Here is a 25,507-nt window from a genome sequence, read left to right on the forward strand (position 1 = left end):
GGATTTCCGGTGCGCACCGTGGACCTGATCACCAAAAAACGGGATGGACACCCCCTGTCAAAGGAAGAAATCGAGTTTCTCATCAGGCAGTACACTTTGGACCGGATTCCCGACTACCAAATGTCCGCCTGGGCTATGGCCGTCTATTTCAGAGGCATGAATCATGAGGAAACCCTGGCTCTGACCCAAGCCATGATTCAATCCGGCGAAACGGTGGACTTATCTCATATTGAGGGAACGATCGTAGACAAGCACAGCACCGGCGGTGTGGGCGATACTACCACGCTGGTACTGGCACCTTTGGTGGCCGCAGCAGGAGTCCCGGTAGCTAAAATGTCCGGGCGGGGGCTCGGTCATACCGGCGGCACCCTCGACAAACTGGAAACCATCCCCGGCATGCGGGTTGACATAGAGATCAAGGAATTCATTGCACAGGTGAACCGGATCGGTGTCGGTGTGGTTGGCCAAACGGGCAATCTGGTACCGGCTGACAAGAAGCTTTATGCCCTAAGGGATGTGACCGGGACGGTGGAGAGCCTTCCCTTAATCGCCGCCAGCATTATGAGCAAGAAATTGGCCGCCGGAGCCGACGCTATCGTCCTGGATGTAAAAACAGGCAGCGGCGCTTTCATGAAAACCAGGGAAGAATCTTTCGCCCTGGCTGAGCTGATGGTGGAAATCGGGCAGGGATTAGGGCATCCTACCGTGGCTTTTATTACCGATATGGATCAGCCCTTAGGTCATGCCGTCGGCAACGCTTTGGAAGTTAAAGAAGCCATTTACACGTTACAAGGAAACGGGCCCCGGGATCTGACCGAATTATCCTTAACTCTCGGAGCTGAGCTGTTAGTGCTGGCAGGCAGGGTCACAACCTCCGAAGCAGGACGGGCGTTGCTGGTGCAACGGCTACAATCCGGGGCAGGATTGGAGAAACTTGCCCAATTAATTGAAGCACAAGGCGGCAATCCCGAGGTCATCGACAACGTAGCCCTGCTCCCTCAGGCACCGGTGGTATTACCGGTATGCTCGCCGGCAGCCGGATACATCCATGCCATCGACTGCCAAAGCATCGGCCGCATTGCCATGGTTTTGGGTGCCGGCAGAGCTACGAAAGAAGACCCCATTGATCCTGCCGTTGGACTGGAGATCATGAAAAAGGTAGGGGATCAGGTATGTGCAGGGGAAGAAATCGCTTATGTCCATGCCCCAAATACCGCCGCGGCTCAAGCTGCCGTGCAGCAATCATTACGATGCTTCCACATATCACCCCATGCACCGGAGAAACGGCCCCTCATCTACGGTAAAGTAACTGGACGCCGCTAAACGGAATTCAAGGCCCCATGCCTGGACATAATAAAAGAGTAGTTGCAACGAGGAGGTAACAATATGTGGAGACGTGTCACTACTCTTTTATTAGTGGTCTTGTTCCTTGCGCCCGTGGGCAAGGCCCCGGTCCTGGCAGCACCCAGCCTTACCTTGGAAGCTGAGGGAGCCATTTTGATGGATCCCCTCACCGGGCAGGTTTTGTTCGAACAGAATGCCGACAAGAAATGGTATCCCGCCAGTATGACCAAAATCATGACTTTAGGCCTGGCTTTGGAAGCCATTGAGCAAGGTCTTGTGTCCCTGGATGACGAGGTCATTACCAGCGAAAATGCCGCCGGCTACGGGGGCACTCAGGTTTACCTGGAGCCCGGTGAAAAATTCCCTTTAAGAGAAATGCTAATTGCCATTGCCGTGGGTTCGGCCAACGATGCCAGCGTCGCCGTGGCTGAATTCTTGGCCGGTTCGGAAGAGGCTTTCGCCGAAAGAATGAACCAGAAAGCCAGGGAACTCGGCGCCACGAATACTAATTTCGTCAATTCCCACGGGTTACATCATGACGACCATTATACTACCCCCCGGGATATGGCTCTCATCTCCAGGTGGGCGTTGTCCTTTTCCATGATGAAAGAATTAACCAGCATCAAAGAATATACCTTCCGGCCTGAACCCAAGTTGCTGATCCTCTACAACACCAATAAGTTGTTATGGTGGTACCCGGGAACCACCGGTTTGAAGACGGGCACCACTTCGGCAGCAAAACGAAATCTTACCGCCACGGCCGAACGAAACAATGTGGAACTCCTGTCTGTGGTCATGGGAGTAGACCGGAAAAACGGTCACTTTGGGGAAACCATGAAACTACTGAATTGGGGCTTTGCCAGCTTCAAATATGAACAGTATTTCGCTCCGGGAGACGTAGTCCAAGAAATCAAAGTGAGCAAGGGAAGTAAAGACACGGTACCCCTGGTGGCGGCGCAAAAAGTAGGAGCTCTGTTAGATAAACAAGGCGAACACCAACTGGAAACCAGGGTTGAAGCACCCGACGTTGTATTAGCTCCCGTGGTTAAAGGACAGGAGATAGGCGTCATTCGTATTCTTAAAGACGGTACGGAAATCAGCAGGGTACCCCTGGTGGCAGGGGAAGAGATACCCAGGATTTCTTTCTGGCAGTTATTCCGAAAATCGTGGCAAAAAGCGTTGACCATTTGAGTTAGAGCAGCAGGTGCTGTTGGCCTGCTGCTAATTTTTTACTTTGTTCCAATAATTAGCAGGAAATAAGCCGGCAATGGCGAATTCCATCCATAGCGACGGTGAACAGGAGGCAACGGATATGCTGCTGGAAACCCAAAAAATCAACAACAGCTTAGTGGTGAAAGTCAAAGGTGAGCTGGATTTGCTCACAGCGGAGACATTCCGCAATTTGGTGGAAAGAGCCATCAACCGGGAAAAAACGCAAAACCTCATTTTGGATATGGAACAAGTAGATTTTATCGACAGCTCCGGCCTGGGGGTAATTCTCGGACGCTATCGCCGCATCCGGGAGCAGGGCGGCAATATGGCCATCGTCGGCGTGAAACCCCATGTGAAACGCATCTTGGAACTGGCAGGAATCATGGGAATTGTCAAAGTATATCAACAGACAGAACAAGCGTTACAAGAAGTGAATTAGGGAGGCCTCTCTCATGAAAGCGCATAATACCATAAAACTGACAATTCAGAGTCTACCTGAAAACATTCCCCTGGCCCGGGTCACTGTAGCGGCTTTTATTGCCCAATTGGATGTAACGGTGGACCAGCTGGAAGATATTAAAGTAGCCGTTTCAGAAGCCATTTCCAACGCCATTATTCACGGCTATGAGCATCGTCCCAACGAATGGGTTGAGATAGAAGTATCACGTTTTGACGAGACTTTTCAAATTGTGGTGCGGGACTACGGAAAAGGCATTGAAGATGTGGAAGCGGCGCTAAAGCCTGCTTATTCCACCGACAGCGAAAGGATGGGCCTCGGTTTCGTCTTTATGCAATCCTTCATGGATGAAGTAAAGGTTACTTCTGAAGTGGGCAAAGGTACTACGGTGGTGTTAATCAAACATCTGGCGCCAGGCAAAGACGCCCCTAATTAGGGGAGGTTAAACATGGTCACCCGTTTATCGGACATGAACCTGCCTCGTTATCCCTTGCTCTCCGATGATGAGATGACAGAGCTGCTCAAAAAAGCTAAAGCCGGGGACGCAAAGGCCAGGGAAAACCTGATCAATTGTAATTTAAAGCTTGTTTTCAGCCTGGTACAACGTTTCGACAATAGGGGCTATGAATTAGAAGACTTGTTTCAGATTGGCACCATCGGTTTAATTAAGGCCATCGATAAATTCGATTTTTCCTACAATGTCAAGTTCTCCACCTATGCGGTACCGATGATTATCGGGGAAATAAAAAGATTCTTGCGCGATGACAATCCAATTAAAGTCAGCCGTTCCATGAAAGAAACCGCTTACCGGGTGCACCGCCTGCGGGAACAGCTGACGAAAAAACTGGGGCGGGAACCATCCATTTCCGAATTGGCTGAGGAATTGAACGTCAAGCCGGAACAGATCATTGCCGCTTTGGATGCCATCCAGCAACCCGGTTCCATCTATGAAACCCTTTACCAGGATGAGGGAGATCCCATTTTTTTGTTGGACCAGCTCAGTGATCCGAAAGACCATCAAGCTTGGATTGACAAGCTGGCTTTGAGGGAAGTATTGGAAAAACTTCCGGAACGGCATAAGCAGGTCATTTTGATGCGGTTTTTCGAAGACAAGACGCAAACAGAAGTAGCCCAAACCGTCGGCCTTTCGCAGGTACAAATTTCCAGAATCGAGCGGCAAGCTTTGAAAATCATGCGAGAACTATTAAACCAAGATGGCAATAGTGCAAGATAATTCATGCTTGTGCTTTTTTTGTCTTCATAATTGACGGCCGTGAAGAAATACTAAAAAAGACTCTTAATCGAAGAAATCCATCCAAGGAGGGCAAAAGGCAATGTACGTCAAAGTGCTGGAACTGGTCGGCGAATCACCGAACAGCTGGCGGGATGCGGTAGAAAACGCGGTACGGGAAGCGTCTAAAGAACTTCCCAATGTGACGGGGGTCGAGGTGTATAACTTAACTGCCAATGTGGAAAACGGCCGGGTTTCTGAGTTTAAGGCAAATGTTAAGGTGGCCTGTGTCAGCGACAAACCGGATTTTTAACCAACGTCCAGCTAGTGGAGCTAATCCACTAGCTGTGCTTTTTTATGTATAAAACCGTGGGCAAACGGAAAAATAATGGGTGGGGGTGTACCTGGTGGCGGAACCAAATGAACTGGAACAGCAAATAAAGATGGAACGGGAGCTATACGAGCAAAAGGAATACCAGGATTTGATTAAAAAGGTCAAACCAAAAGTGCCGGTAGCCAGGAATGCTCTGGGCGCATTCCTTGTGGGTGGAACCATCTGTCTGATCGGGCAGCTTGTTTTAACGGCCTTTCTCAACAGCGGTTTGCCCCAGAAAACAGCTATCGGTGCTACCGCAGCAGTGATGATTTTTGCCGGTGCCCTGTTGACCGGGTTAGGGATCTACGATATCATCGCCAAGTTTGCCGGTGCCGGGAGCATCGTCCCCATTACCGGATTTGCCAACTCCATCGTTGCTCCGGCGCTGGAATTCAAGAACGAAGGCTATGTCTTAGGCCTGTCATCCAAGATGTTTGTCATTGCAGGTCCTGTTTTGGCTTACGGGTTTATAGCTTCGGTAGCCATTGGCTTGATTTATTATTTCTTTCCGTAGTGGAGGCTCCAGATGAGTGCAGCTAAGAAAGTGGGCAAGCAAACGATTGCTTTCGCTAACCCACCGGTGATTGTCGGCCGGGCCACCGCCGTGGGCCCTAAGGAAGGTAAGGGTCCATTAAAAGATTATTACGATGTAATTGCTGAGGACAATTACTTTTACAATACTACCTGGGAAAAAGCAGAAAGGAAGTTTTTCCAGACTGCGGTCAGGTTAGCCATTGAAAAAGCTAACTTAAAACCAAGCGATATCGATTATTTCCTGGCCGGGGACTTGCTTAATCAAATTATCTCAGCTACTTACACGGCCAGGGATTTGGCGATACCGTACTTAGGGCTTTACGGAGCATGTTCCACCATGTATGAAGGTTTAGCTTTAGGTGCCATGTTGGTTGACGGCGGCTTTGCCGAGTATGTTGTCGCAGGCGTATCCAGTCATTATTCCACAGCGGAACGGCAGTTCCGCTTTCCTACGGAACAGGGCGTGCAGAGAACCCCTTCTTCCCAGTGGACGGTCACCGGTGCCGCCGCCGTGGTTCTAGCCTCTCAGGGGCAGGGGCCCAGGATCACTCATGCCACCATCGGCAAAATTGTTGACTTAGGCGTGGGCGATGAAACCGATATGGGATCAGCCATGGCTCCGGCTGCTTTCGATACCATCAGGCAGCACTTGGAAGATACCGGCCGGGATCCCGGTTATTACGACCTTATCGTCACCGGTGATCTGGCCAGGATTGGTCACCGGTTGGTGCAGGCTCTGGGAGAAAAGCACGGCCTGGACTTAAGCCGCAACTATACCGATTGCGGCCTGCTTGTCTATGATGTCTCTCAAGACGTTCATGCCGGCGGCAGTGGATGTGCTTGTTCCGGCGTGGTCACCGTAGGCTTCTTGCTGCAGGAAATGCAAGCCGGTCGTTATCGCCGGATTTTGGGTTTAGGGACAGGGGCCTTGCACAGCCCTATTGCCACTCAGCAAGGAGACACGGTACCCGGTATAGCCCATGCCGTAGCCATTGAGATGTAAGAGGAGGAACATCCCATGAGCTATTTAATGGCCTTCGTCGTAGGCGGTCTCATATGCGTCATTGGCCAATTAATTATGGATCTCACTCCGACCAAAATAACCACGGCTCATATTCTGGTGGGATATGTTACTACCGGGGCCGTACTCAGTGCCCTGGGCCTCTACCAGCCCCTGGTTGATGTAGCCGGGGCAGGCGCCACCATCCCGGTCAGCGGTTTCGGCCATGCTTTAGCCCAGGGAGCCATTGAGGCCGCTCGTTCCAAAGGTTTAATCGGGGCTCTAAGCGGCGGCATTGAAGCTACTGCACTTGGTGTGGCCACCGCAGTCGTGTTTGGTTATATTATGGCAGTCATCTTTAAACCGGTAGGATGAAGTATGGGAAGAAAAGTCATTGCAATTACCGATGGGGACCAATTGGCGGATAAAGCCGCCCGGGAGATAGCCCGCCGGCTCGGCGGCCGCTTTATCTCCCGCTCGGCTGGCAATCCCACGCCCTTATCGGGTGAGGAACTGGTAGAGCTAATTAAAAAAGCAGCCAAAGATCCTGTCATCGTGCTGCTTGATGACCGGGGACATCACGGTGTTGGTAAAGGAGAAGCAGCACTGGCGTACCTGGCGCAGCATCCTGACATCGAGTTATTAGGTGTGGTGGCTGTAGCTTCCAATATCAAAGATGCGAAAGGAACTCCCGTCGATTTCTCCGTCACCCGCGATGGAGAAATTTTCCCTGGTCCGGTGGACAAAGACGGCAAGCCGGCCACCGGGAAGTATTTGATCGGCGATACGGTGCAGGTATTGTCTCAACTACCCGTTCCTTTGATAGTGGGTACCGGGGACACAGGTAAAATGGCCGGCAAAGACCGGCAGCAAGATGGTTCTCCCGTTACCCTGCAGGCGGTACAAGCCATTTTACAAAACCACCAAGATGGGAATGAAGTGACATGAACCACAAAACCATCGGTATACCTAGGGCGCTTTTTTATTATTATCTCTTTCCTTTGTGGGACACCTTTTTCAGGGAATTAGGTTTCCGCGTCATTCTGTCACCCTGCACGGACAAGAGAATAGTGAACCTGGGTACGGAAAAAGCGGTCGACGAAGTCTGTTATCCCGTAAAGATTTATTACGGTCACGTGGCCAGCTTAACCGGTCAAGTTGATTACCTCTTTTTGCCTCGTATCATCAGTATTGAAAAGAAAAACTATATTTGTCCCAAGTTCATGGGGCTACCGGACATGATTAAAGCCTGCTTTTCTGATTTGCCTCCCATCATTGATCAAAAATTCGATGACAGCAAAAAGGATACCGGCATGTACGCCGATTTCCTTGCGCTGGGTCAAAAGCTGGGCTTTACCCAGAAAGCAATCAAAAACGCCTACCTGCAGGCAGCCAGACAATGGGATGAATACAAAACAATAATGCACAACGGCTCCCATCCCATGCAAATATTGGACGGATTTAAAGCGACGGTCAAAGGTGAGAAACCTATCAAGATTGGGTTATTGGGCCACGGATACAACATTTACGATCGCTACGCCAGTATGAACATCGTGAAAAAACTTCACGACTTAGGCGTGGAGATTATCACCGCAGAAATGATCCCGGACCGGGTCATCGACGAAGCAGCCGGCATCCTGCCAAAAAGGGTGTTCTGGACCCTGGGGCATAAAGTGGTAGGCAGCGCTCTATACCTAATCACAAGAGACGACGTGGCCGGGCTCATCCATGTGGCTTCCTTTGGCTGCGGCCCTGATTCCATGATCGGAGAGATGTTGCAGCGCCTGTTGCGGCGCCGGGGCCAAAAACCGCTCTTGACCTTAACCATTGATGAACACACGGGTGAAGCGGGCCTGGATACCAGGTTGGAGGCTTTTATCGACATGATCAGTAGGAGGAAGGTATCTTGAAGATTACTTTCCCGCACATGGGACACTTAGACTTGACAGTGCAGACCTTGTTACAAGGTCTCGGATGGGAAACGGTAGTGCCGCCGCCCTGCACAAAAAAGACCCTCTCCCTGGGGGTCAGGTATGCCCCTGAGTTTGCCTGCCTGCCGTTGAAAATCAACATCGGGAACTATTTGGAGGCGTATGAGCAGGGAGCTGCACTGGCTCTTATGGTAGGCGGCGTCGGTCCATGCCGTATCGGGTATTACGGAACCATCCAGCAGGAAATCTTAAGAGACTTAGGAGTTCAAATGGAGCTTATCGTGTTGGAACCGCCCGATGCTCACCCCAGGGAATTGTGGCAGAAAATTAAATACTTAAAAAGAGTCCCTTGGAAACAAGTCATCCTGGCTATTCTCCTGTCCTGGCATAAAACCAGGGCCATGGACATTTTAGAGGAAAAGGCTTTGGTACTTAGAGCGCGAGAAGTTCACCGCGGCTGCGTTGACCGGCTGCTCGAAGAAGCAAAGAGCCGGCTGTTAACGGCGGATTACGTCCAAGGGATCAAAGAGATCACGCAAGACTATTTAAGAAAGATGGAGGCCCTGCCTCTTAAACCGGAAGAAGAACCAGGGATCACCGTCGCCATCGTCGGCGAAATCTACACGGTGTTGGAGCCTTTTGCTAACTTGGGATTGGAGCGGCATCTCAACGGTTTAGGGGTAGAAGTGAAAAGGCCTTTATTCCTTAGCAGTTGGATAAATGAACACTTGTTCCGGGGCATCCTGGACATAGAAGGAACGAAAAATGCGCCGGAGTTGGCCAAGCCCTTCCTGAATTCTTTTGTCGGGGGGCACGGGCGAGAAACGGTAGGCAGCGCGGTAGCATATGCCCGGAAGGGTGTGGATGGAGTCATTCAAATTGCGCCTTTAACTTGTATGCCTGAAATTGTCGCTCACTCCGTTTTACCCAGAGTGAGCCAGGCTTATGGTGTACCCACCTTGACGTTGTATGTGGACGAGCAAACGGGAGAAGCCGGACTGTTGACGCGCCTTGAGGCCTTCATTGAGATGCTTAGACACCGGAAAAGGAGTATGAAACGAGCATGAAAAAGATATTCCTAGGTATCGATGTGGGTTCTGTAAGTACGAATCTCGTTCTACTGGACCAGACAGGCCATTTGGTTGATAAAATCTACCTGCGGACCCAGGGACAACCTATTGCCACTATTCAAAAAGGTTTGTCCCAGCTTCAAGCCAAGTGGGGCGACCATATGCAAATCGCCGGTGTCGGCACCACCGGCAGTGCCCGGCACCTGGTATCAGTGTTAATTGGGGCTGACATTGTCAAGAATGAGATCACAGCCCATGCAGTGGCGGCCTCTGAATTGGTGCCGGGTGTCCAAACAGTGCTGGAAATAGGCGGACAAGATTCTAAATTGATTATTCTCCGGGACGGTGTCGTTACCGATTTTGCCATGAACACGGTCTGTGCCGCCGGTACCGGATCCTTTCTCGACCAGCAAGCCCACCGTTTAGGACTGCCCATCGAGGAATTCGGCAAGCTAGCCTTACGGGCCAAGGCCCCGGTGCGTATTGCCGGAAGGTGCACTGTCTTTGCGGAAACGGACATGATCCACAAGCAGCAAATGGGGCACCCGGTGGAGGAGATTGTGGCCGGTCTTTGCCAAGCCCTCGTCCGCAACTTCCTAAGCAATTTGGGCAAGGGCAAAGAACTCCTGCCCCCGGTGGTATTCCAAGGGGGAGTGGCTGCCAATGCGGGTATCAGGGATGCTTTTGAGAAAGCTTTGGAGACTGAAATCATCGTACCGGAACATTACAATGTGATGGGAGCCATCGGGATGGCGATCCTGGCGAGGGAGGAATGGCTCAAAGGGCGCTCCACCAATTTCAAAGGCTTTGGCTGTGCTACCTTACCGTTCCGGCAATCAGGCTTTGAATGCCAGGACTGCCCCAATGGTTGTGAAATCATCCAAATTAAGCAGGAATCCACCATCATCGCCCGCTGGGGCGATCGCTGCGGCAAATGGTCAAGTCTAAAGGCCGTCGGGACCGGCGCCTAACAAATTATTGTTTTGACAAACCTGTCATATTATGTTAAACTAACCGCAAAATTACCGTCTGGCCAAAGATGACTGGGAAGCCCCAGTCATTTTTCAGATGTACGTAGGGAGAGGATGGCATGAAATTACACGGTACCATGAGCATCAACCGGCACGGTCATTTGGAAATCGGCGGTTGTGATACCACGTACCTGGCCAAGGAGTTCGGCACTCCGCTGATCGTGTACGATGAAGCTTTGATCCGGGAAACTTGCCGGAACTACTACAACTCCTTTGTTAAACCCTATCCCAGGAACCTAGTGATTTATGCCAGTAAGGCCTTTTCCAGTCCCGCCCTGTACCGCATTATTAATGAGGAGAATTTGGGATGTGACGTGGTTTCCGGTGGCGAACTCTATGCCGCCCTATCCAGCGGTTTTCCGCCCCACAAGATCTATTTCCACGGTAATAATAAAAGCCCCCAGGAATTAACCATGGCCCTCCAAAACAGGGTAGGGGTCATCGTCGTCGATAACTTTCATGAACTGGAACTGCTTAATTCTCTTGCTGCCTCCCTGGGTGTGAAACAAAAAATACTGCTGCGGATCACCCCGGGTATTGAGGCCCATACCCATGCCTACGTCCAAACCGGTCAAATCGATTCCAAGTTTGGCTTTACTCTGTCTAACGGCCAAGCTCTCTCAGCTGTTAAGAATATGGACAAATATCCCTGGCTGGACTTTAAGGGCGTTCACTGTCACATCGGTTCCCAGATCTTTGAGACCGGCGCTTTCCGGCATGCAGCCCAGGTCATGTTTGATTTTCTGGTGGAAATCAGGCAGGAGACTGGGATCACCTGCGAAGAACTCAATCTGGGCGGTGGTTTCGGCATTTATTATTGCAGTGGCGATACGCCCGCCCCCATTGATGCTTATGCCCGGGCCATCATGGAAGTAATCACTGCAGCAGCTGGGCGGTACAACTATCCACAGCCCCAAATAACCATAGAGCCGGGTCGCTCCATCGTCGGTACGGCCGGTACCACCTTGTATACTGTTGGTTCCATTAAGGATATCCCCGGTGTGCGCAAGTATGTGGCGGTGGACGGCGGCATGGCGGATAACATCAGACCTGCCCTGTACCAGGCCCGGTACGAGGGTGCCCTGGCGAACAAAATGCTGGCAGCTCCCGAGGAGACAGTGACCATCACCGGCAAGTGCTGTGAATCCGGTGACATGCTCATCTGGGACATCCAACTGCCAAGAGTGGAACCGGGTGATGTGCTGGCCATATCATCCACCGGAGCTTATACTTATTCCATGGCCAGTAACTATAACAACCTTGGCCGCCCGGCCGTAGTGCTGGTCCGGGATGGACAGGCGGATCTCATCATCGAAAGAGAAACCTATGACCATATCCTGCAAAGACACAAGATTCCTTCCCGGCTCAGGTAGGGAGTGCAGTAAGATGGAAATCATCTGTTCCCATGAAAACCTTGACTTCGACGGGTTGGCCGCTATGATTGGGGTACAAAAACTGTATCCTGATGCCAAACTGGTCCTGCCCAATAAACTGAGCCAACCGGTAAGAGAGTATTTGGCTCTTTATAAAGATATTTTTTCTTTTTACCGTTACAGCCAGCTGCAAGATAAAACTGAACAGGTGAAAACCGTTATCCTGGTGGATATTAACCAGTTGCAGCGGGTGGAGTTTGCCCAGCGCTGTGTGCAGCAAGGTGCGGCCCTGATCGTTTATGATCATCATCGTTTCAAAACAGGTACTCTGCCTCCTTGGCAAGGAAGAATTGAGCCGGTAGGGGCCACTTCTACTCTGATTGTGGAAGAAACACTCGGGAGAGGGATTAAACTAAGTCCCATCGAAGCGACCCTTTTAGCGATGGGCATTTATCAAGATACCGGTTCCTTGCGGTTTATGGGCACCACTGACCGGGATGCCAAAGCGGTGGCCGATTTGTTGGCAGCCGGAGCCAAACTCTCCGTGGTCAATACTTTTTTGGACCGGCCATTGAACCATGAACAGCAGCAGTTATATAATGTATTAATGGCAAACGGGGAAGAAAAGTGGATTAACGGTACCCACATCTTGGTTTGTTCCGCCCAGACGGTAAAACCGGTGGGAGGTATTGCTCTCATTACAAATAAATTGATTGAACATTCCGGCGCCGACGCTGTCATTACCGCCGTGGCCAACCCCAAACACGTGGATTTGGTGGCTAGAAGCCGCGCAGACTGGGTAAGAATCGATCGCCTATTGGAGCAATTTGGCGGGGGCGGCCATCCGAAAGCAGGAGCGGCCAAAATCAAGGGCGCAGGATTACCAGAGGTGTTAGCAAAGTTAAACGTTCTCTTGGCTTCCTTCGTCCCGGCACCCCTTACGGCCGGGAACTTGATGAGCAGTCCGGTGAAAAGCCTTGACCCGAACCAGACTATCCAGGAAGCAGCCCGCCTGATGCTCCGGTACGGGCATTCCGGTATGCCGGTGGTCGAGCAGGGAAAACTGGTAGGAGTCATTTCCAGGCGGGATGTAGATAAAGCCATCCACCACAACTTGGGACACGCTCCGGTGAAGGCCTATATGAGCCGGAATGTCAAGATTGTTTCCCCCGAGACCCCGATTACGCAAATTGAACGGGCCATGATCAATCACGATATTGGGAGATTACCGGTGTGTGACAACGGTTCGCTGGTAGGCATTGTGACCAGAACCGACCTCTTGCGGGTAATGCACGGGGAGTACCCGAGTAAATTCAGCGTCAATTTCTGTCCTTACGGGGCCCCCATGCAGGCAAATTTCCAAGAGCTAATCCAGCAAAGGTTTTCGCCGGAAATTGTGCAGTTCTTGATACGAGCAGGCGAGTTGGGCAAGCAAGGGGGACAGCCCGCTTTCCTGGTGGGGGGTACCGTGAGGGACATGATCTTAGGCCACCCTAACCAGGATATTGATATCGTGGTGGAAGGCAACGCCCCAAAACTGGCGCAACAGTTGGCTTTAGAATATGATGCCAGGGTGCGTGTTCACGAAGCGTTTCAGACCGCCACTGTACAGCTGCCCTCCGGCCACCGCTTTGATTTCGCGTCGGCACGGACCGAGTTTTATGCCTTTCCCGCTGCTTTGCCTACGGTGGAAAGCGGAAGCTTGAGGGAAGATCTCTATCGCCGGGATTTTACCGTGAACGCCATGGCTGTTTCTCTCGCACCGGATACCTTTGGCCAACTGGTTGACTATTTTTGCGGCTATCGCGATACTATTGACGGGTGCATTCGTGTGCTGCACAACTTGAGCTTCGTCGAAGATCCCACGCGCATTTTGCGAGCCCTGCGTTTCAAAACTAGATTCAATTGGAGTATCGAAGAAGAAACATACCGGTTTCTCCTTGCAGCCATAAAAGAAGAGAGGATTTCCCAAGTATCGTTAAGCCGTTTGTGGCATGAGCTCAGGATTATTCTAACGGAAGAAGAACCTTTACCTATTCTGGAAAGCATGGCATATCTCCGCATTGAAAAACAGGTCTTTCCCGGGATTGAATGGGACCACCGGGTGTTTCGCGCTCTAGCACGCGCCAGAGAATTGATTGCTCAACTGCCGCCGTCCATCAAGGCGGTCCCTTGGAGGATCTACTTGTCCATTCTGTTGTCTCCCTGTTCAATCCATGGGATACCGGCGTTGCTGCAGGAGATGGGCTTAAACCGGAAGGTCCGGCAGGTCATTGAATCTGTGTTCTTAGTACAAGAGGAGCTTGCCCATACGGGACTTTCCCAGGCAGATTTTCTTGGCTGGATACATGAAACCTGCCGGGATAAGGATAATGACACTCTTTTGGCGTTGAGTGCACTGGTCACCCCGCAGGATATGGGAAATCATTTTTATGCCTATCTTTTAAAGAGAAACGAGATAAAACCCGCCTTAACCGGAGATGACCTCATCCAGTTGGGTGTCCACCCCGGTCCCAGGCTGGGAACTATCTTGCGCCAAATAGAGCTGGCCAGATTAACCGGCAAGGTGGCAAGCCGGGAAGAAGAATTGCTGCTGGCAGCACAATTAGCAAGGGGAGGAGAATAGATTTGCCTAGTTTAACCTTTCAAGGATTGCTGACGGCTGTCCCGGCGATCCTGATCGCCATCACCTTTCACGAATATGCCCATGGTAAGACCGCGGCTTTATTAGGGGATCCCACGCCCGGCCGGTACGGTCGCCTCACCCTGAACCCGCTGGCCCATTTGGACCCTATCGGAACCCTGATGTTACTCGTGGCCCGCTTTGGCTGGGCCAAGCCGGTACCGGTTAATCCCTTTTATTTTACCGGAAACAGGCGGAGAGGCATGCTCTTGGTGGGATTGGCCGGGCCTGCCATGAATCTGGTACTGGCTTACCTGGCGGCCTTTGGCTTCAAGCTGGCCTACAATGGTTCCCCTCTGCTGCAAGACTTCTTCCGGGAGCTGCTCTTTGTAAACTTGGCATTGGCTGTATTCAACCTGCTGCCGATTCCTCCCCTGGATGGATCCAAGATCTTGCAAAACTTGCTTCCGGCCGGTTACAGTTCGTTTTTCTATCGACTGGAAGCTTACGGACCGTTGATTTTATTGCTATGCCTGGCCACCGGTTTAATCAGCCGGGTGATGGTGCCAGTGGTGATGACCTTGCTGCAGCTGATCGTTTTCCTGGTAGGATTATAGACCAACATTACCATACAGAAAGGACAGAGCAATCATGAGCAAAGGTAGAATTTTCAGCGGTATGCGCCCGACAGGGAAACTCCATATCGGACACCTAAGCGTGTTAGAAAACTGGGTGAGGTTACAAGATACCAATGAATGCTATTTCGGCATCGTCGATTGGCATGCCCTAACCACCGCCTTCGACAACCCGAAAGCCCTGCCGGACCACATCATCGATATGGCCTTAGATTGGTTGAGTGTGGGCTTGGATCCGGAAAAGAGCGCTGTCTTTGTGCAATCCCATGTTAAACAACACGGGGAACTGCATCTGTTATTGTCGATGATTACTCCCTTATCCTGGTTAGAGAGAGTACCTACTTTCAAAGACCAAGTTCAACAGCTCAAAACGCAAGGGAAAGATATTAACACCTACGGGTTCCTTGGTTATCCCCTGCTGATGGCGGCAGATATCTTGGTCTACCGGGCCAACCTGGTGCCCGTGGGCGTGGATCAATTACCTCACCTGGAACTGTGCCGGGAAATAGCCAGGCGGTTTAATTTTCTCTATCAAGTATCCTTGTTCCCGGAGCCCCAAGCGGTCCTATCTAGGGAAAACGTGCTCCCCGGTACCGACGGGCGCAAGATGTCCAAAAGCTACGGAAACGAAATACCCATCGACGTAGAACCTCAAGAACTGTTCCAGAAAGTGCGCCAGATGGTAACTGACCCGGCCAGGATCAGGAAGAATGACCCGGGGCACCCGGAAGTATGTGTCGTCTATACCTATCACCAGTTTTACGCCGGCGATGAGGTGGATGACATTGCGGTGAGCTGTCGCAAAGGAGAAATAGGTTGTGTCGAGTGCAAAAACAGGCTGGCCAACCGGTTGGAAAATATTCTGGCACCCATTCGGGAACGGAGAAACGCCTACCGGCAAAAGATTGAGTGGGTGAGGGATATACTGGCGGAAGGACAACGTAAAGCCGCTCAGGAAGCAGAAAAGACGATGGCATTGGTACGAGAAGCCATGTCCATGAGTCATTAAACTATCCTGAAGTGCCGCTGGTGACATGTTGTCCATGGTCATTACCAAGGGGAGGGGCTTATGAGCTACCATGTTAAGCTGGAGATTTTTGAAGGTCCTTTAGACCTGCTGCTCCATTTAATCGAGAAACAGGAAATAGACATCTATGATATTCCTATCGCCAAGATTACAGACCAGTACCTTTCCTACCTGAAGGCCATGGAAGAACTGGATTTAACCGTTGCCAGCGAATTTGTCGTCATGGGCGCCACCTTGTTGTCAATTAAGGCTAAAATGCTCCTGCCGAGGCCCCCCGTTTCACAAGACAGCAGTGAACCGCTGCGTGATCCCAGGGAGGAACTGGTGGTCAAACTGGTGGAGTATCAAAAATACAAAAGAGCGGTAGAAGAACTGCACAAGAGGGAATTGGAGAATCAAAAAAGATACACTCATCCCTTCGACCTAAGCAGTTTTCTGGCCGGCTTTCCTCCCATTAACCCCTTGCACAATGTGTCTCCCTGGGATCTCTTGGAAATGTACAAAAAGGCCTTGGAAGCAGCCGCTTCCCCACCACCGGTGCACGAGGTACTGCAGGAAACAGCCACAGTCAGTTCCCAGATGAAGACGATTCTGGAACTACTCTATCAACACCCTGCAGGATTGGAGTTTGGCGATCTGCTTTCGCCCAGGCCTTCCAGAGCTCTTATTGTCGTTACGTTTCTGGCCTTGTTGGAACTGCTGAAAACCGGCCAAGTTGACGTCTACCAAACCGTCAACTTTGGCAGGATTCGCATTTTGCCAAGGGTCCAGAGCGCCGGCGGAGGTCAAGAAAATGTTGTTTAGCGATGAGTTGAAAGCTATTCTGGAGTGCTTGCTTTTCGCCAGCAACGGCGCCGTTTCCGCCAAAGAACTTGCTTCGGTGGTTGGCGTTACCGAACAGGAAGTGGAAGAGTTAATCGCTGCCCTCATGGACGATTATGGACAATCTGGGCGGGGCATCCAAATCTACCAAGTGGCCGGTGGCTACAAGATGGCTACCAAACCGGATTATGCGGAATATATTGAGAAGCTGTGTCGCCATAAGCCCAGTCCCTTATCCAAGGCTGCCTTGGAAACCCTGGCAATCATCGCTTACCGTCAACCGGTCACCCGGGCGGAAATAGAAGCCATACGCGGGGTCAAGGTAGATCACTTGTTGTCTAACTTGTTGGAGAAAAATCTAATTCAGGAGGTTGGACGAAAGGAAACTCCGGGCAGGCCCATCCTTTACGGTACCACCACCGAGTTCTTGGAATACCTGGGACTAAACAGTATCGAGGATTTGCCTCCGCTGGAAGATCAAGATTAGCACCGCTAATCTTGGCTTTTTTGTTTTTCCTTGAGAGTATCAATTCAAAGAAGTAAGGGCAAATTAATGAGGGCAGATTCTGGCAAGGGATGAAAGCCATGTTATGGCTGGGTACATTAGGATGTGTCTTGGTACTGGGCCTGTTATATCAAGTGTCGAAGGCAACCGTCTTCATCGAATTGAAGCTGAACATGGAAAACAGCAACAATAGATTATTTATCGGTTGCCGTATCGGTGCCTGGCGTGTTTTTCACCGAGATTTCATCATATCCGGTGAGGCATGGAAGGATGTGTTCCTTGCAGCTTTACAAGCAATTAGTGAAGCCGAGCCTGGAGACAACATAAATTACAGTTTAAAGCCGTCCAAGCTGCCTAGAATCTTGCGCACGGCAAGACGATGGGCTAGGCTTTCCCCATCGTCGGCGTCGTACTTGCTGGAAAGACTATCCTGCCACCGGCTGGAGTGGTCTACCAGGATAGGGTTGCTCAATCCCGCGGTAACAGGCTTCACTGTCGGCTGCCTGTGGTTCGTCAAGCACAGAGTGATCCGCAGGCTGGTAGAAAAGATTGACCGCATGGCTGCTGTACCGCTGGTTTCCGTTTCACCTGACTTCTGCAGTACAACCTTCGAATTGATGCTGCACTGCATATTTGGCCTGCGAGTGAGCCATATTATTACTGCCACCGGCAGGCTATGCTGGTTGATGTTTTGTTCCTTTGTGAGAGGTGAGAGAATTGAGCAACCATCCCATTGAAGCCCTCATGCGGACAGCCATGGAAAGCATCAAGGAAATGGTTGATGTAAATACCATCGTAGGTGAGCCGGTCGAAACCCACGACGGTAAGGTTATTATCCCCGTGACGAAGGTACTATGCGGCTTTGCCGCAGGCGGCGGTGATTATACCCTAAACGGCACAGACAACCAGGCCCATCATCCTAAGGAAAACAAGGATAATAACAATCATCACAAAACCGCCGGTTTTCCCTTCGGGGGTGGCAGCGGCGCCGGCGTCTCCGTCCAACCGGTAGGATTCCTGGTAGTAGGCGACGACGATATCAAACTGCTGCCGGTAGACGGCGGAACCCCCATTGACCGGATTATCGACCTTACTCCTCGCATTATTAACCAGCTCCAAGAAATCTGGCAGAAGCCGAAAGAAAAGCAAAAAGAGGACACCATGGCGTAGATTAAAAAGCACTCTTCGGAGTGTTTTTTCTTTACCCTCCGTTCTATTCCTACCATTACTTCATAAAACTGGTAATAGATGGAGGTGTTTGCCATGGTTAATCTGGTGTGGCTCCTTTTGTTGACCTCAGGCATCGTAGTGGCTGGGATCAACGGTAACATTGGTGTGGTCACTACGGCCGCTCTTTCTTCCGCCCAGAAAGCCGTCACGATCGCGTTGGAATTAATCGGCATCATGTCCCTCTGGCTCGGTTTGCTAAAGATTGCTGAAGAAGCCGGCTTAGTCCGGGTGATAGCCAGACTGGTGCGACCGGTCACTTCATACCTGTTCCCCAGCATTCCCAAAGACCACCCGGTTATGGGGGCGATTGTGATGAACCTGAGCGCCAATATCCTGGGTTTGGGCAATGCGGCTACCCCTTTCGGCCTGAAAACCATGCAAGGGTTGCAATCCCTCAATCCTAAACCTGATGAAGCCTCCGACGCCATGTGTACCTTCCTGGCTCTGAATACCTCATGTATCACCATCATCCCTGCCACCATCATCGGGGTACGGGCAGCAGCCGGTTCTCAGAATCCGACGGAAATAGTAGGTACCACCATCTTTGCCACCGGCGTCGCTATGATTGTTGCCATTATCGCCGATCGGATTTTTCGCGCCCGGTTTGGCCAGAATACTAGGAGGTAGCCATGTTTATCGATATCATAAACCTGGTTTCTACCTGGGCTATTCCTTGCCTTCTTTTCATGATACCGGTCACGGCCTATGTGCGCGGGGTAAAAGTATATGAGACTTTTGTACAAGGTGCAGAGGACGGTTTTCGCACGGCGGTTAAGATTATTCCCTTCTTGGTAGGGATGCTGGTAGCCATCGGTGTTTTTCGCGCTTCCGGGGCCATGGATTTGCTGGTCAAAGCCATTGAACCGGTCACCAGCTTGTTGGGCATACCCCCAAGTATCCTTCCCCTGGCCATCATGAGACCCTTATCAGGGGGAGGGGCTTTGGGAATTGCAGCAGAAATGATCAGCACTTACGGGCCTGATTCTTACTTGGGCAGATTGGCCTCCACCATGCAGGGCAGCACTGATACCACTTTTTACGTATTGACCGTTTATTTCGGTTCCGTCGGAATTACTAAATACCGGTACGCTTTACACTTGGGGTTAATTGCCGATATTACCAGCTTGATGGCGGCTATTTTTATTACCAACTTAGTTTTTGGCTAGTTGCAGGCCGGTAAGCACCTCTTGTCCAAATCTTGACACAGGGGTGCCTTGTCTATATGATTTAATCGTTATATCATTAAAGCAAGGGCGATAGCAAGTGAAAGAACGGCTACATAAGTACCTGGCGCGCTGCGGTATCGCTTCCCGCCGGGAAGCGGAAAAACTGATTACTGAAGGTCGGGTGGAAGTTAACGGGAAGACCGTTACTACCTTAGGCACCACAGTTGATCCAGGCACTGACCTGGTCAGAGTGGACGGTCAAATCATTAAAGCTGCGGAAAAGCACGTATATATCATGTTAAACAAGCCCGCTGGTTTTGTGACCACCGCAAGGGATGACCGGGGCCGGCCCACCGTACTGGACCTGGTCAAACATGTGCCGGCCCGGGTCTTCCCGGTGGGCCGGTTAGACATGGATACGGAGGGACTATTATTGTTAACTAACGACGGTGCCCTAGCGTATAAACTGACCCACCCAAGATTTCAGGTGAAGAAGACCTACCGGGCTTTAGTGCAGGGACAGCCAGGACGGCAAGACTTGGACAAGCTGAGACGGGGAATTATGCTGGACGGCCGACTTACCGCTCCGGCCCAAGTCCGGATCATCGGCCACCAAAAAGGCCATACCCTCCTGGAGCTCACTATTCATGAAGGGCGAAACCGCCAAATCCGGCGCATGCTGGATAAAATTGGTCACCCGGTAGTCTACCTGAGGAGAATTAAGATGGCCGGCATTGAGTTAGGAAATCTTCCCCTGGGCCAAACCCGTTACCTGACGCCGGCAGAAATAAAGCAGCTGCACAAGGCAGTGTCGCCTGCCAAGGCATAAAGCATTTATGGAAACATAATAATAAATCATGACGGATGTGAAAGGAATTGTGTTGTTTTCCAAGAATTAAAGTAAGGTACGATTCCCCCGGGTGGCCGGGGTTTTTTACAAGCCGGGCTGGGGAAAGAGGGAGAAGGGGGATTCCATGGCGCCATCAACGGACTTGCAAGAAAAGGGTCATTTGCTGGTGAAAATTCGCCTGGATTTTCAAGGTGAGGCTCAACCTAAGTTTCTCTTTGGTGGGAAAAGCGGGGAAAAAACAGCCGAGGAAATCCGAGAGCAAAAGGCCGCTTTGCTGCGAAACGTTCCTTACCAAGGAATCGTTATTGAAGATATAGATTTAAGCCTGGATGTCTACCAGGTGTACGACGAGTTTTTGGACAACCACATCTATTACGCACCGCTTATCGTCACCCTGTGGGCATCATCCGTGGAGGACCTCATTCGCTTTGTCATCCGGGAAGAGTTCAGGAAAATTGATATCCTGCAGCCGCAAGAGTTCACGCTTACCGGCCACGGCTTGGAAAGATTGCTCTTTAAGATTAGCGAAGAAATCAAATACCACCGGCTTTCCCAAGAGGCCAGGCACAGGCGGTAGAAGATTTTCGCTATTCATGGACAGAAAAGCAGGATATTGCCAAAAATTTTAGAATCTATACGTTTAAATTCTTTTGGGCTAAGGAGGAAGTAAAACGGTGTTAAAGGTGTATTATGATCACGATGCTGACTTGAATTTGCTGCAAGGAAAAAAGGTAGCTATTTTAGGTTACGGCAGCCAGGGACATGCCCAGGCGCAAAACCTTAAAGATAGCGGTGTTGAGGTCATTGTGGGGCTGCGACCCGACAGCAAATCCGTCGCCAAAGCACAGCAGGACGGTCTGACAGTGATGCCGGTTCCGGAAGCAGTAAAGACTGCTGACATTATTCAGGTTCTGCTGCCGGATGAAAAGCAAAAAGAGGTATATGAGAGAGATATACTTCCAAATCTCGCACCGGGCAATACTTTAAGCTTTGCCCACGGTTTTAATATTCATTTCAAACAAATTGTGCCCCCTCATGATGTGGACGTAATCATGATTGCTCCCAAGAGTCCGGGTCATATGGTGCGCAGGATGTATCAAGAAGGTGCCGGAGTACCGGCTTTGATTGCTGTTTACCAGGATTATTCCGGCAAAGCCAAGGACACGGCACTGGCCTTTGCCAAGGGTATCGGGTCTACCAAAGCAGGAGTTATTGAGACAACTTTCAAAGAAGAAACGGAAACCGATCTATTCGGTGAACAAGCTGTTCTTTGCGGTGGACTGACTTCTTTGATCAAAGCCGGTTTTGAAGTACTGGTGGAAGCAGGTTACTCACCGGAAATGGCTTATTTTGAATGCCTCCATGAGATGAAGCTTATCGTGGACCTGATGTACGAAGGAGGCATCAGCTGGATGCGTTACTCCATTAGCGATACCGCCCAGTGGGGCGACTTAACCAGGGGTCCACGGCTCATCAATGAAGCTGTGAAGAACGAGATGCGCCAGATCTTAAAAGAGATTCAAACCGGCGAGTTTGCCAAGGAATGGATTTTGGAAAACCAAGCCAACAGGCCCCAGTTTAATGCTTTGGACGCCATGGACAGAAGCCATCTCATCGAACAAGTCGGTGCACGGCTGAGGGAAATGATGCCCTGGTTGAAAAAATGAGTTCCGCACCAATCCTGGTCCTAGGAGGCGGCGCGGCAGGCATCTTTGCCGCCATTGGCGCCGCCGAAATGGGAGCTCCGGTAGTCATCTTGGAAAAAAAGCACAGCTTGGGACTTAAGCTTCTTATGACGGGAAACGGGCGCTGCAATTTAACCAACACGGCTCCCCTGGACCTGTTTATTCAACAGTTTGCGGAACACGGCCCTTTTCTCTACAGCGCATTAAACAATTTATCCAATATGGATTTGATGAACTTTTTTGCCGAACTGGGAGTAGAGCTGAAGGAGGAGCGGGGAGGACGTGTCTTCCCCGTTTCTGATCGCTCCAAGGATGTGCTGCATGCTTTAACCGGCTACCTGCATCACCTCAAGGTGCAAGTCAAGTTGAACACCAGAGTAGCCGGCATCAGTACCGGGCAAAACAGGATTAACGGTGTCTTTACTGAACAAGGGTTCATGCCCGCTGGAGCAGTTATTCTGGCCACCGGTGGGTTATCGTATCCCCGTACCGGCTCAACCGGAGACGGCTATCAATGGGCCCGCGAGTTGGGACATACTGTTACACCTCTGCGGCCTTCCCTGGTGCCTTTGGAAACCGTAGAAGATTGGGTGAAAGAACTAAGGGGTCTATCTTTGCAACACGTCCAGGTGACAGCATGGAGCAACCACCGGAAAGTGGGAGAACAGCGGGGCGAGATGCTGTTCACCCACTTCGGTGTATCGGGACCGGCCATCCTTAATTTAAGCAGGAACGTTGTGAGAGCCCTGGCAAACGGCCCGGTTAAGGTTCTTATTAACTTACGGCCGGGGATTGACCGGGAAACCCAGCATAAGCAGTTGAGCGCCGGTTTTCAAAGACATGCAGCCAAGCACTTGAAAAATGCTCTGGTGGACCTGCTGCCCCAGAGACTGATCAAGACCGTCACCGCCTACAGTAACCTGCCGGCGGAAAAACCGGTGCACCAGTTGACCAGAATGGAGCGTCAACGACTGTGCGAGACACTGCAGGGCCTACCTCTCACCATCAGCCAAGCCCGTCCCATCGAAGAAGCCATGGTTACCTCCGGGGGAATAAACCTGAAAGAAGTTAATCCCAAGACCATGGCTTCCAAGCTCATCGCCAATCTTTACTTTGCCGGTGAAATCCTCGATATTGACGGGTTCACCGGAGGTTTTAATCTGCAAGCTGCTTTTTCTACCGGCTATCTAGCCGGTCAATCGGCAGCTGTCTCCATGAACAAAACAAGGGAAGGTGGACCAAATGCAAGGCAGTAAACAAGCGGCGCGGGCTGCCATCCAGATGGCCCTGACGGATTCCCGGGAAGAGGAAAACCAGTTGAAAAAAACTCTCAGCCGGCAGGGCATTAAAGCAGCCGCAGTGGATTTTGGGGGCGAATTCTTGCCTTCAGCCTCGAAAGTGGTGGAAAGGGCCATTGTAGCGGCGAAACGGGAAGGTATTATCAAAGATACCCATGCCGATGAAGGAGCTATCGCCGGTGCCACCAGGGAGGCCTTATCGCAACTCATGCCTAAGGCATTGGGTTTCAATGTAGGGGGTAAAATAGGCATGGCCCGCATCGATGATCACGTCAGCGTGGCGGTCTTTTTCGGCATTGGGCTGGTTCATCTCGATGAAGTGGCCATTGGACTGGGGCACCGGGCGGTACCGTAAGGAGGATCCCCATGCAGCATCAAAACATTCGAGCCATTAGAGGAGCAACTTCTGTTTCCGCCAACACACCGGAAGCTATCTGGAAAGCTACTCGGGAATTGCTGCTGGCCGTTGTCGAAGCCAACGGTTTAGCAGTGGAAGATATCGTCAGTATTATCTTTACGGCTTCCAGGGATCTCAACGCCGCATTTCCTGCAGCCGCTGCCCGACAACTGGGATGGGTTCACGTACCCCTGTTAGATGTGCAGCAATTTGAAGCACCGGACTTGCCCAGAACGCTGCGTATTCTCGTCCACGCCTATACTCCTTTGCGCCCAACGGAGATTCAACACATATACCTGGGGGAAGCCCAGCGCTTGCGACCCGATTTGGTGAAAAAGATAGAGACACGCAAGCAAACGAGAATCCTGGTTTCCGGTATCACCTGCTGGCAGGAGGCCCTTCTGGCTATTGAGAAGGGAGCTCATGCTTTAGGTTTTGTTTTAGAGCCTAAGAGCCACCCTTATGTTAACCCGGAACATGCCAGGGAAATCATTCAAAAACTGCCTCCTTTTGTGGGCACAGTCGGCATCTTCCAAGACACGCCCAGGTATGTTATCCAAGAGCTTTCCACCTTTTGCCGGTTGGATTACTTGCTGTTCATGGGGGATGAATCTCCTAAAGACTGTCATGGTTATGTCCAACCGGTCATTAAGAAACTTGCTAACTTGCAAAATTACCGTGATTACCGGTCGGTTACCGCTTTCTTGGTACCGAGGGAAGAAATAGGAGCGGCAGGGCATGACGGGCCGTATTTAATCTGCCCCGGTCACTCTCCCTGGGAGCGGGTGCCGGGTGTTGACGGGCTGCTGGTTCAACTGGAAGACATCCTTTAAATTGATCTTTGTGTGGGCGGCCGTGCCGTGATTAGCAAATCCATGCGGAAGGACGGTAGGAAGGCAGGAAAGTGGTAAGACACTCTGTCACAGGTCAGAGTGGCTTTTTGTATTTGCCGGTCCCCGGTTGGGAACCGGGATCAGTCAAATAAGGAGGATGGTTGGATATGATCATTGTCATGGAACATAAAGCTGCCGAGCAGGACATTCAGGCCGTCATGGACAAACTGTCGCAGGCCGGCTTTCAACTGCACCTTTCACAAGGCGTGTCCCGCACCATTATCGGTGTTATCGGAGCGAATACCAAGGAAAGAGTAACCGCTATGGCCGTGGAGGCCATGCCCGGTGTGGAAAAAGTGGTGCCAATTCTCCACCCGTTCAAACTAGCCGGCCGGGATTTTAAGCCGGAACCGACCCAAGTGCAAGTCGGGGACCTTAGCATCGGTGGTAAAGGTGTGCATGTCATGGCCGGTCCTTGCGCCGTAGAATGCGAGGAACAGCTCATGCAGGTGGCTCGCCTGGTAAAGGAAGCGGGAGCAACGATCCTGCGCGGCGGAGCCTATAAACCTAGGACTTCGCCTTACTCATTTCAAGGATTGGGTGAAGAGGGACTTAAACTGCTGGCCCAAGCTCGCGAAGCCACAGGGTTGAAAATTGTCACGGAAGTAACGGCGGTGGAGCATTTGCCGTTAGTTATTGAATACGCTGATATCCTGCAGGTAGGGGCTCGCAATATGCAGAACTTTCATCTCCTCAAAGAGATTGGCAAAACCGGCAAGCCTGTGCTGCTAAAACGAGGCCCGTGTGCCACCTTTGAAGAATGGATCTTGGCCGCGGAATACATTATGGCCGAAGGTAACTTCAATGTCATCTTTTG

Annotated in this window: 30 protein-coding genes; 29 read left to right on the plus strand and 1 reads right to left on the minus strand. The window is 51.1% G+C overall.

What is annotated here, in order from left to right; translation table 11 throughout:
• Positions 1 to 9: 9 nt before the first annotated feature.
• The 19 genes from GXX34_03305 to scpB all read left to right on the plus strand — a co-directional run bounded on the left by GXX34_03305 (position 10) and on the right by scpB (position 17,153).
• Entirely contained in the window at positions 10 to 1,323 is a 1,314-nt protein-coding gene (locus tag GXX34_03305; protein HHW06553.1) for a pyrimidine-nucleoside phosphorylase, read from the plus strand.
• Positions 1,324 to 1,386: 63 nt separating this feature from the next.
• Positions 1,387 to 2,535: a D-alanyl-D-alanine carboxypeptidase gene (locus GXX34_03310; protein ID HHW06554.1), complete on the plus strand. Its 1,149-nt coding sequence runs from the start codon at positions 1,387 to 1,389 to the stop codon at positions 2,533 to 2,535.
• A gap of 121 nt (positions 2,536 to 2,656) precedes the next feature.
• Positions 2,657 to 2,995 carry an anti-sigma F factor antagonist gene (spoIIAA, locus tag GXX34_03315; GenBank protein ID HHW06555.1) on the plus strand — a complete coding sequence of 113 codons (339 nt, stop codon included), beginning with the start codon at positions 2,657 to 2,659 and terminating at the stop codon, positions 2,993 to 2,995.
• A gap of 13 nt (positions 2,996 to 3,008) precedes the next feature.
• Positions 3,009 to 3,449, plus strand: coding sequence for an anti-sigma F factor (locus GXX34_03320; GenBank protein HHW06556.1), 441 nt, complete (start codon positions 3,009 to 3,011; stop codon positions 3,447 to 3,449).
• A 12-nt stretch (positions 3,450 to 3,461) separates the two neighbouring features.
• Positions 3,462 to 4,247, plus strand: a complete 786-nt coding sequence (gene sigF / locus GXX34_03325) for an RNA polymerase sporulation sigma factor SigF (protein HHW06557.1) — start codon at positions 3,462 to 3,464, stop codon at positions 4,245 to 4,247.
• Positions 4,248 to 4,347: 100 nt separating this feature from the next.
• Positions 4,348 to 4,557, plus strand: a complete 210-nt coding sequence (locus GXX34_03330; GenBank protein HHW06558.1) for a dodecin domain-containing protein — start codon at positions 4,348 to 4,350, stop codon at positions 4,555 to 4,557.
• Positions 4,558 to 4,687: 130 nt separating this feature from the next.
• Positions 4,688 to 5,134, plus strand: coding sequence for a stage V sporulation protein AC (gene spoVAC, locus GXX34_03335; protein ID HHW06559.1), 447 nt, complete (start codon positions 4,688 to 4,690; stop codon positions 5,132 to 5,134).
• Positions 5,135 to 5,146: 12 nt separating this feature from the next.
• Positions 5,147 to 6,157 carry a stage V sporulation protein AD gene (spoVAD, locus tag GXX34_03340; GenBank protein ID HHW06560.1) on the plus strand — a complete coding sequence of 337 codons (1,011 nt, stop codon included), beginning with the start codon at positions 5,147 to 5,149 and terminating at the stop codon, positions 6,155 to 6,157.
• 15 nt (positions 6,158 to 6,172) lie between these two features.
• Positions 6,173 to 6,529: a stage V sporulation protein AE gene (gene spoVAE / locus GXX34_03345; GenBank protein ID HHW06561.1), complete on the plus strand. Its 357-nt coding sequence runs from the start codon at positions 6,173 to 6,175 to the stop codon at positions 6,527 to 6,529.
• Positions 6,530 to 6,532: 3 nt separating this feature from the next.
• Complete coding sequence (locus tag GXX34_03350; GenBank protein HHW06562.1) at positions 6,533 to 7,102, plus strand: stage V sporulation protein AE; 570 nt, start codon at positions 6,533 to 6,535, stop codon at positions 7,100 to 7,102.
• Entirely contained in the window at positions 7,099 to 8,064 is a 966-nt protein-coding gene (locus GXX34_03355) for a hypothetical protein (protein ID HHW06563.1), read from the plus strand. Before GXX34_03350 ends, GXX34_03355 begins: the two co-directional genes overlap by 4 nt.
• Entirely contained in the window at positions 8,061 to 9,152 is a 1,092-nt protein-coding gene (locus GXX34_03360; protein HHW06564.1) for a CoA protein activase, read from the plus strand. Before GXX34_03355 ends, GXX34_03360 begins: the two co-directional genes overlap by 4 nt.
• Positions 9,149 to 10,126 (plus strand): 2-hydroxyglutaryl-CoA dehydratase, encoded by a 978-nt coding sequence (locus GXX34_03365; GenBank protein HHW06565.1) that lies wholly within the window; start codon positions 9,149 to 9,151, stop codon positions 10,124 to 10,126. The genes GXX34_03360 and GXX34_03365 overlap by 4 nt, the downstream gene beginning before the upstream one ends.
• 119 nt (positions 10,127 to 10,245) lie before the next feature.
• Complete coding sequence (lysA, locus tag GXX34_03370; GenBank protein ID HHW06566.1) at positions 10,246 to 11,559, plus strand: diaminopimelate decarboxylase; 1,314 nt, start codon at positions 10,246 to 10,248, stop codon at positions 11,557 to 11,559.
• Positions 11,560 to 11,572: 13 nt separating this feature from the next.
• Complete coding sequence (locus GXX34_03375) at positions 11,573 to 14,185, plus strand: CBS domain-containing protein (GenBank protein ID HHW06567.1); 2,613 nt, start codon at positions 11,573 to 11,575, stop codon at positions 14,183 to 14,185.
• A complete protein-coding gene (locus tag GXX34_03380; GenBank protein HHW06568.1) occupies positions 14,182 to 14,799 on the plus strand; it encodes a site-2 protease family protein in 618 nt (205 codons plus the stop codon). Before GXX34_03375 ends, GXX34_03380 begins: the two co-directional genes overlap by 4 nt.
• 34 nt (positions 14,800 to 14,833) lie before the next feature.
• Entirely contained in the window at positions 14,834 to 15,826 is a 993-nt protein-coding gene (gene trpS / locus GXX34_03385; GenBank protein ID HHW06569.1) for a tryptophan--tRNA ligase, read from the plus strand.
• Positions 15,827 to 15,886: 60 nt separating this feature from the next.
• Positions 15,887 to 16,648, plus strand: coding sequence for a segregation/condensation protein A (locus tag GXX34_03390; GenBank protein HHW06570.1), 762 nt, complete (start codon positions 15,887 to 15,889; stop codon positions 16,646 to 16,648).
• Complete coding sequence (gene scpB / locus GXX34_03395) at positions 16,638 to 17,153, plus strand: SMC-Scp complex subunit ScpB (GenBank protein ID HHW06571.1); 516 nt, start codon at positions 16,638 to 16,640, stop codon at positions 17,151 to 17,153. The genes GXX34_03390 and scpB overlap by 11 nt, the downstream gene beginning before the upstream one ends.
• Positions 17,154 to 17,499: 346 nt before the next feature.
• Here scpB and GXX34_03400 read toward each other — a convergent pair whose 3' ends face one another.
• Positions 17,500 to 17,730, minus strand: a complete 231-nt coding sequence (locus tag GXX34_03400; protein ID HHW06572.1) for a hypothetical protein — start codon at positions 17,728 to 17,730, stop codon at positions 17,500 to 17,502.
• Between the two features lie 158 nt (positions 17,731 to 17,888).
• Here GXX34_03400 and ytfJ point away from each other — a divergent pair, with 158 nt between their 5' ends.
• From ytfJ to GXX34_03450, 10 genes are all read left to right on the plus strand, one after another.
• Positions 17,889 to 18,341 (plus strand): sporulation protein YtfJ, encoded by a 453-nt coding sequence (ytfJ, locus tag GXX34_03405; protein ID HHW06573.1) that lies wholly within the window; start codon positions 17,889 to 17,891, stop codon positions 18,339 to 18,341.
• 93 nt (positions 18,342 to 18,434) lie between these two features.
• Positions 18,435 to 19,028, plus strand: a complete 594-nt coding sequence (locus GXX34_03410; GenBank protein ID HHW06574.1) for a spore maturation protein — start codon at positions 18,435 to 18,437, stop codon at positions 19,026 to 19,028.
• Positions 19,029 to 19,036: 8 nt separating this feature from the next.
• Positions 19,037 to 19,567 carry a spore maturation protein gene (locus tag GXX34_03415; GenBank protein ID HHW06575.1) on the plus strand — a complete coding sequence of 177 codons (531 nt, stop codon included), beginning with the start codon at positions 19,037 to 19,039 and terminating at the stop codon, positions 19,565 to 19,567.
• 97 nt (positions 19,568 to 19,664) lie between these two features.
• The gene (locus GXX34_03420) at positions 19,665 to 20,396 is read left to right on the plus strand and encodes an rRNA pseudouridine synthase (protein HHW06576.1); all 732 of its coding nucleotides are present in this window, start codon (positions 19,665 to 19,667) and stop codon (positions 20,394 to 20,396) included.
• A gap of 145 nt (positions 20,397 to 20,541) precedes the next feature.
• Positions 20,542 to 20,994, plus strand: coding sequence for a hypothetical protein (locus tag GXX34_03425; GenBank protein HHW06577.1), 453 nt, complete (start codon positions 20,542 to 20,544; stop codon positions 20,992 to 20,994).
• Positions 20,995 to 21,091: 97 nt separating this feature from the next.
• Positions 21,092 to 22,084 carry a ketol-acid reductoisomerase gene (ilvC, locus tag GXX34_03430; GenBank protein HHW06578.1) on the plus strand — a complete coding sequence of 331 codons (993 nt, stop codon included), beginning with the start codon at positions 21,092 to 21,094 and terminating at the stop codon, positions 22,082 to 22,084.
• On the plus strand, positions 22,081 to 23,358 hold the full coding sequence (locus GXX34_03435) for an NAD(P)/FAD-dependent oxidoreductase (protein ID HHW06579.1): 1,278 nt from the start codon (positions 22,081 to 22,083) through the stop codon (positions 23,356 to 23,358). Before ilvC ends, GXX34_03435 begins: the two co-directional genes overlap by 4 nt.
• Positions 23,345 to 23,755 (plus strand): hut operon positive regulator HutP, encoded by a 411-nt coding sequence (locus tag GXX34_03440; GenBank protein HHW06580.1) that lies wholly within the window; start codon positions 23,345 to 23,347, stop codon positions 23,753 to 23,755. The genes GXX34_03435 and GXX34_03440 overlap by 14 nt, the downstream gene beginning before the upstream one ends.
• 11 nt (positions 23,756 to 23,766) lie before the next feature.
• Positions 23,767 to 24,630 carry a chorismate mutase gene (gene aroH, locus GXX34_03445; GenBank protein HHW06581.1) on the plus strand — a complete coding sequence of 288 codons (864 nt, stop codon included), beginning with the start codon at positions 23,767 to 23,769 and terminating at the stop codon, positions 24,628 to 24,630.
• 167 nt (positions 24,631 to 24,797) lie between these two features.
• On the plus strand, positions 24,798 to 25,507 hold a 710-nt coding region (locus GXX34_03450; protein ID HHW06582.1), incomplete at its 3' end, for a 3-deoxy-7-phosphoheptulonate synthase.

Source organism: Clostridia bacterium, assembly GCA_012840125.1.
In the GTDB taxonomy this organism is placed as follows: Bacteria; Bacillota; DULZ01; order DULZ01; family DULZ01; genus DULZ01.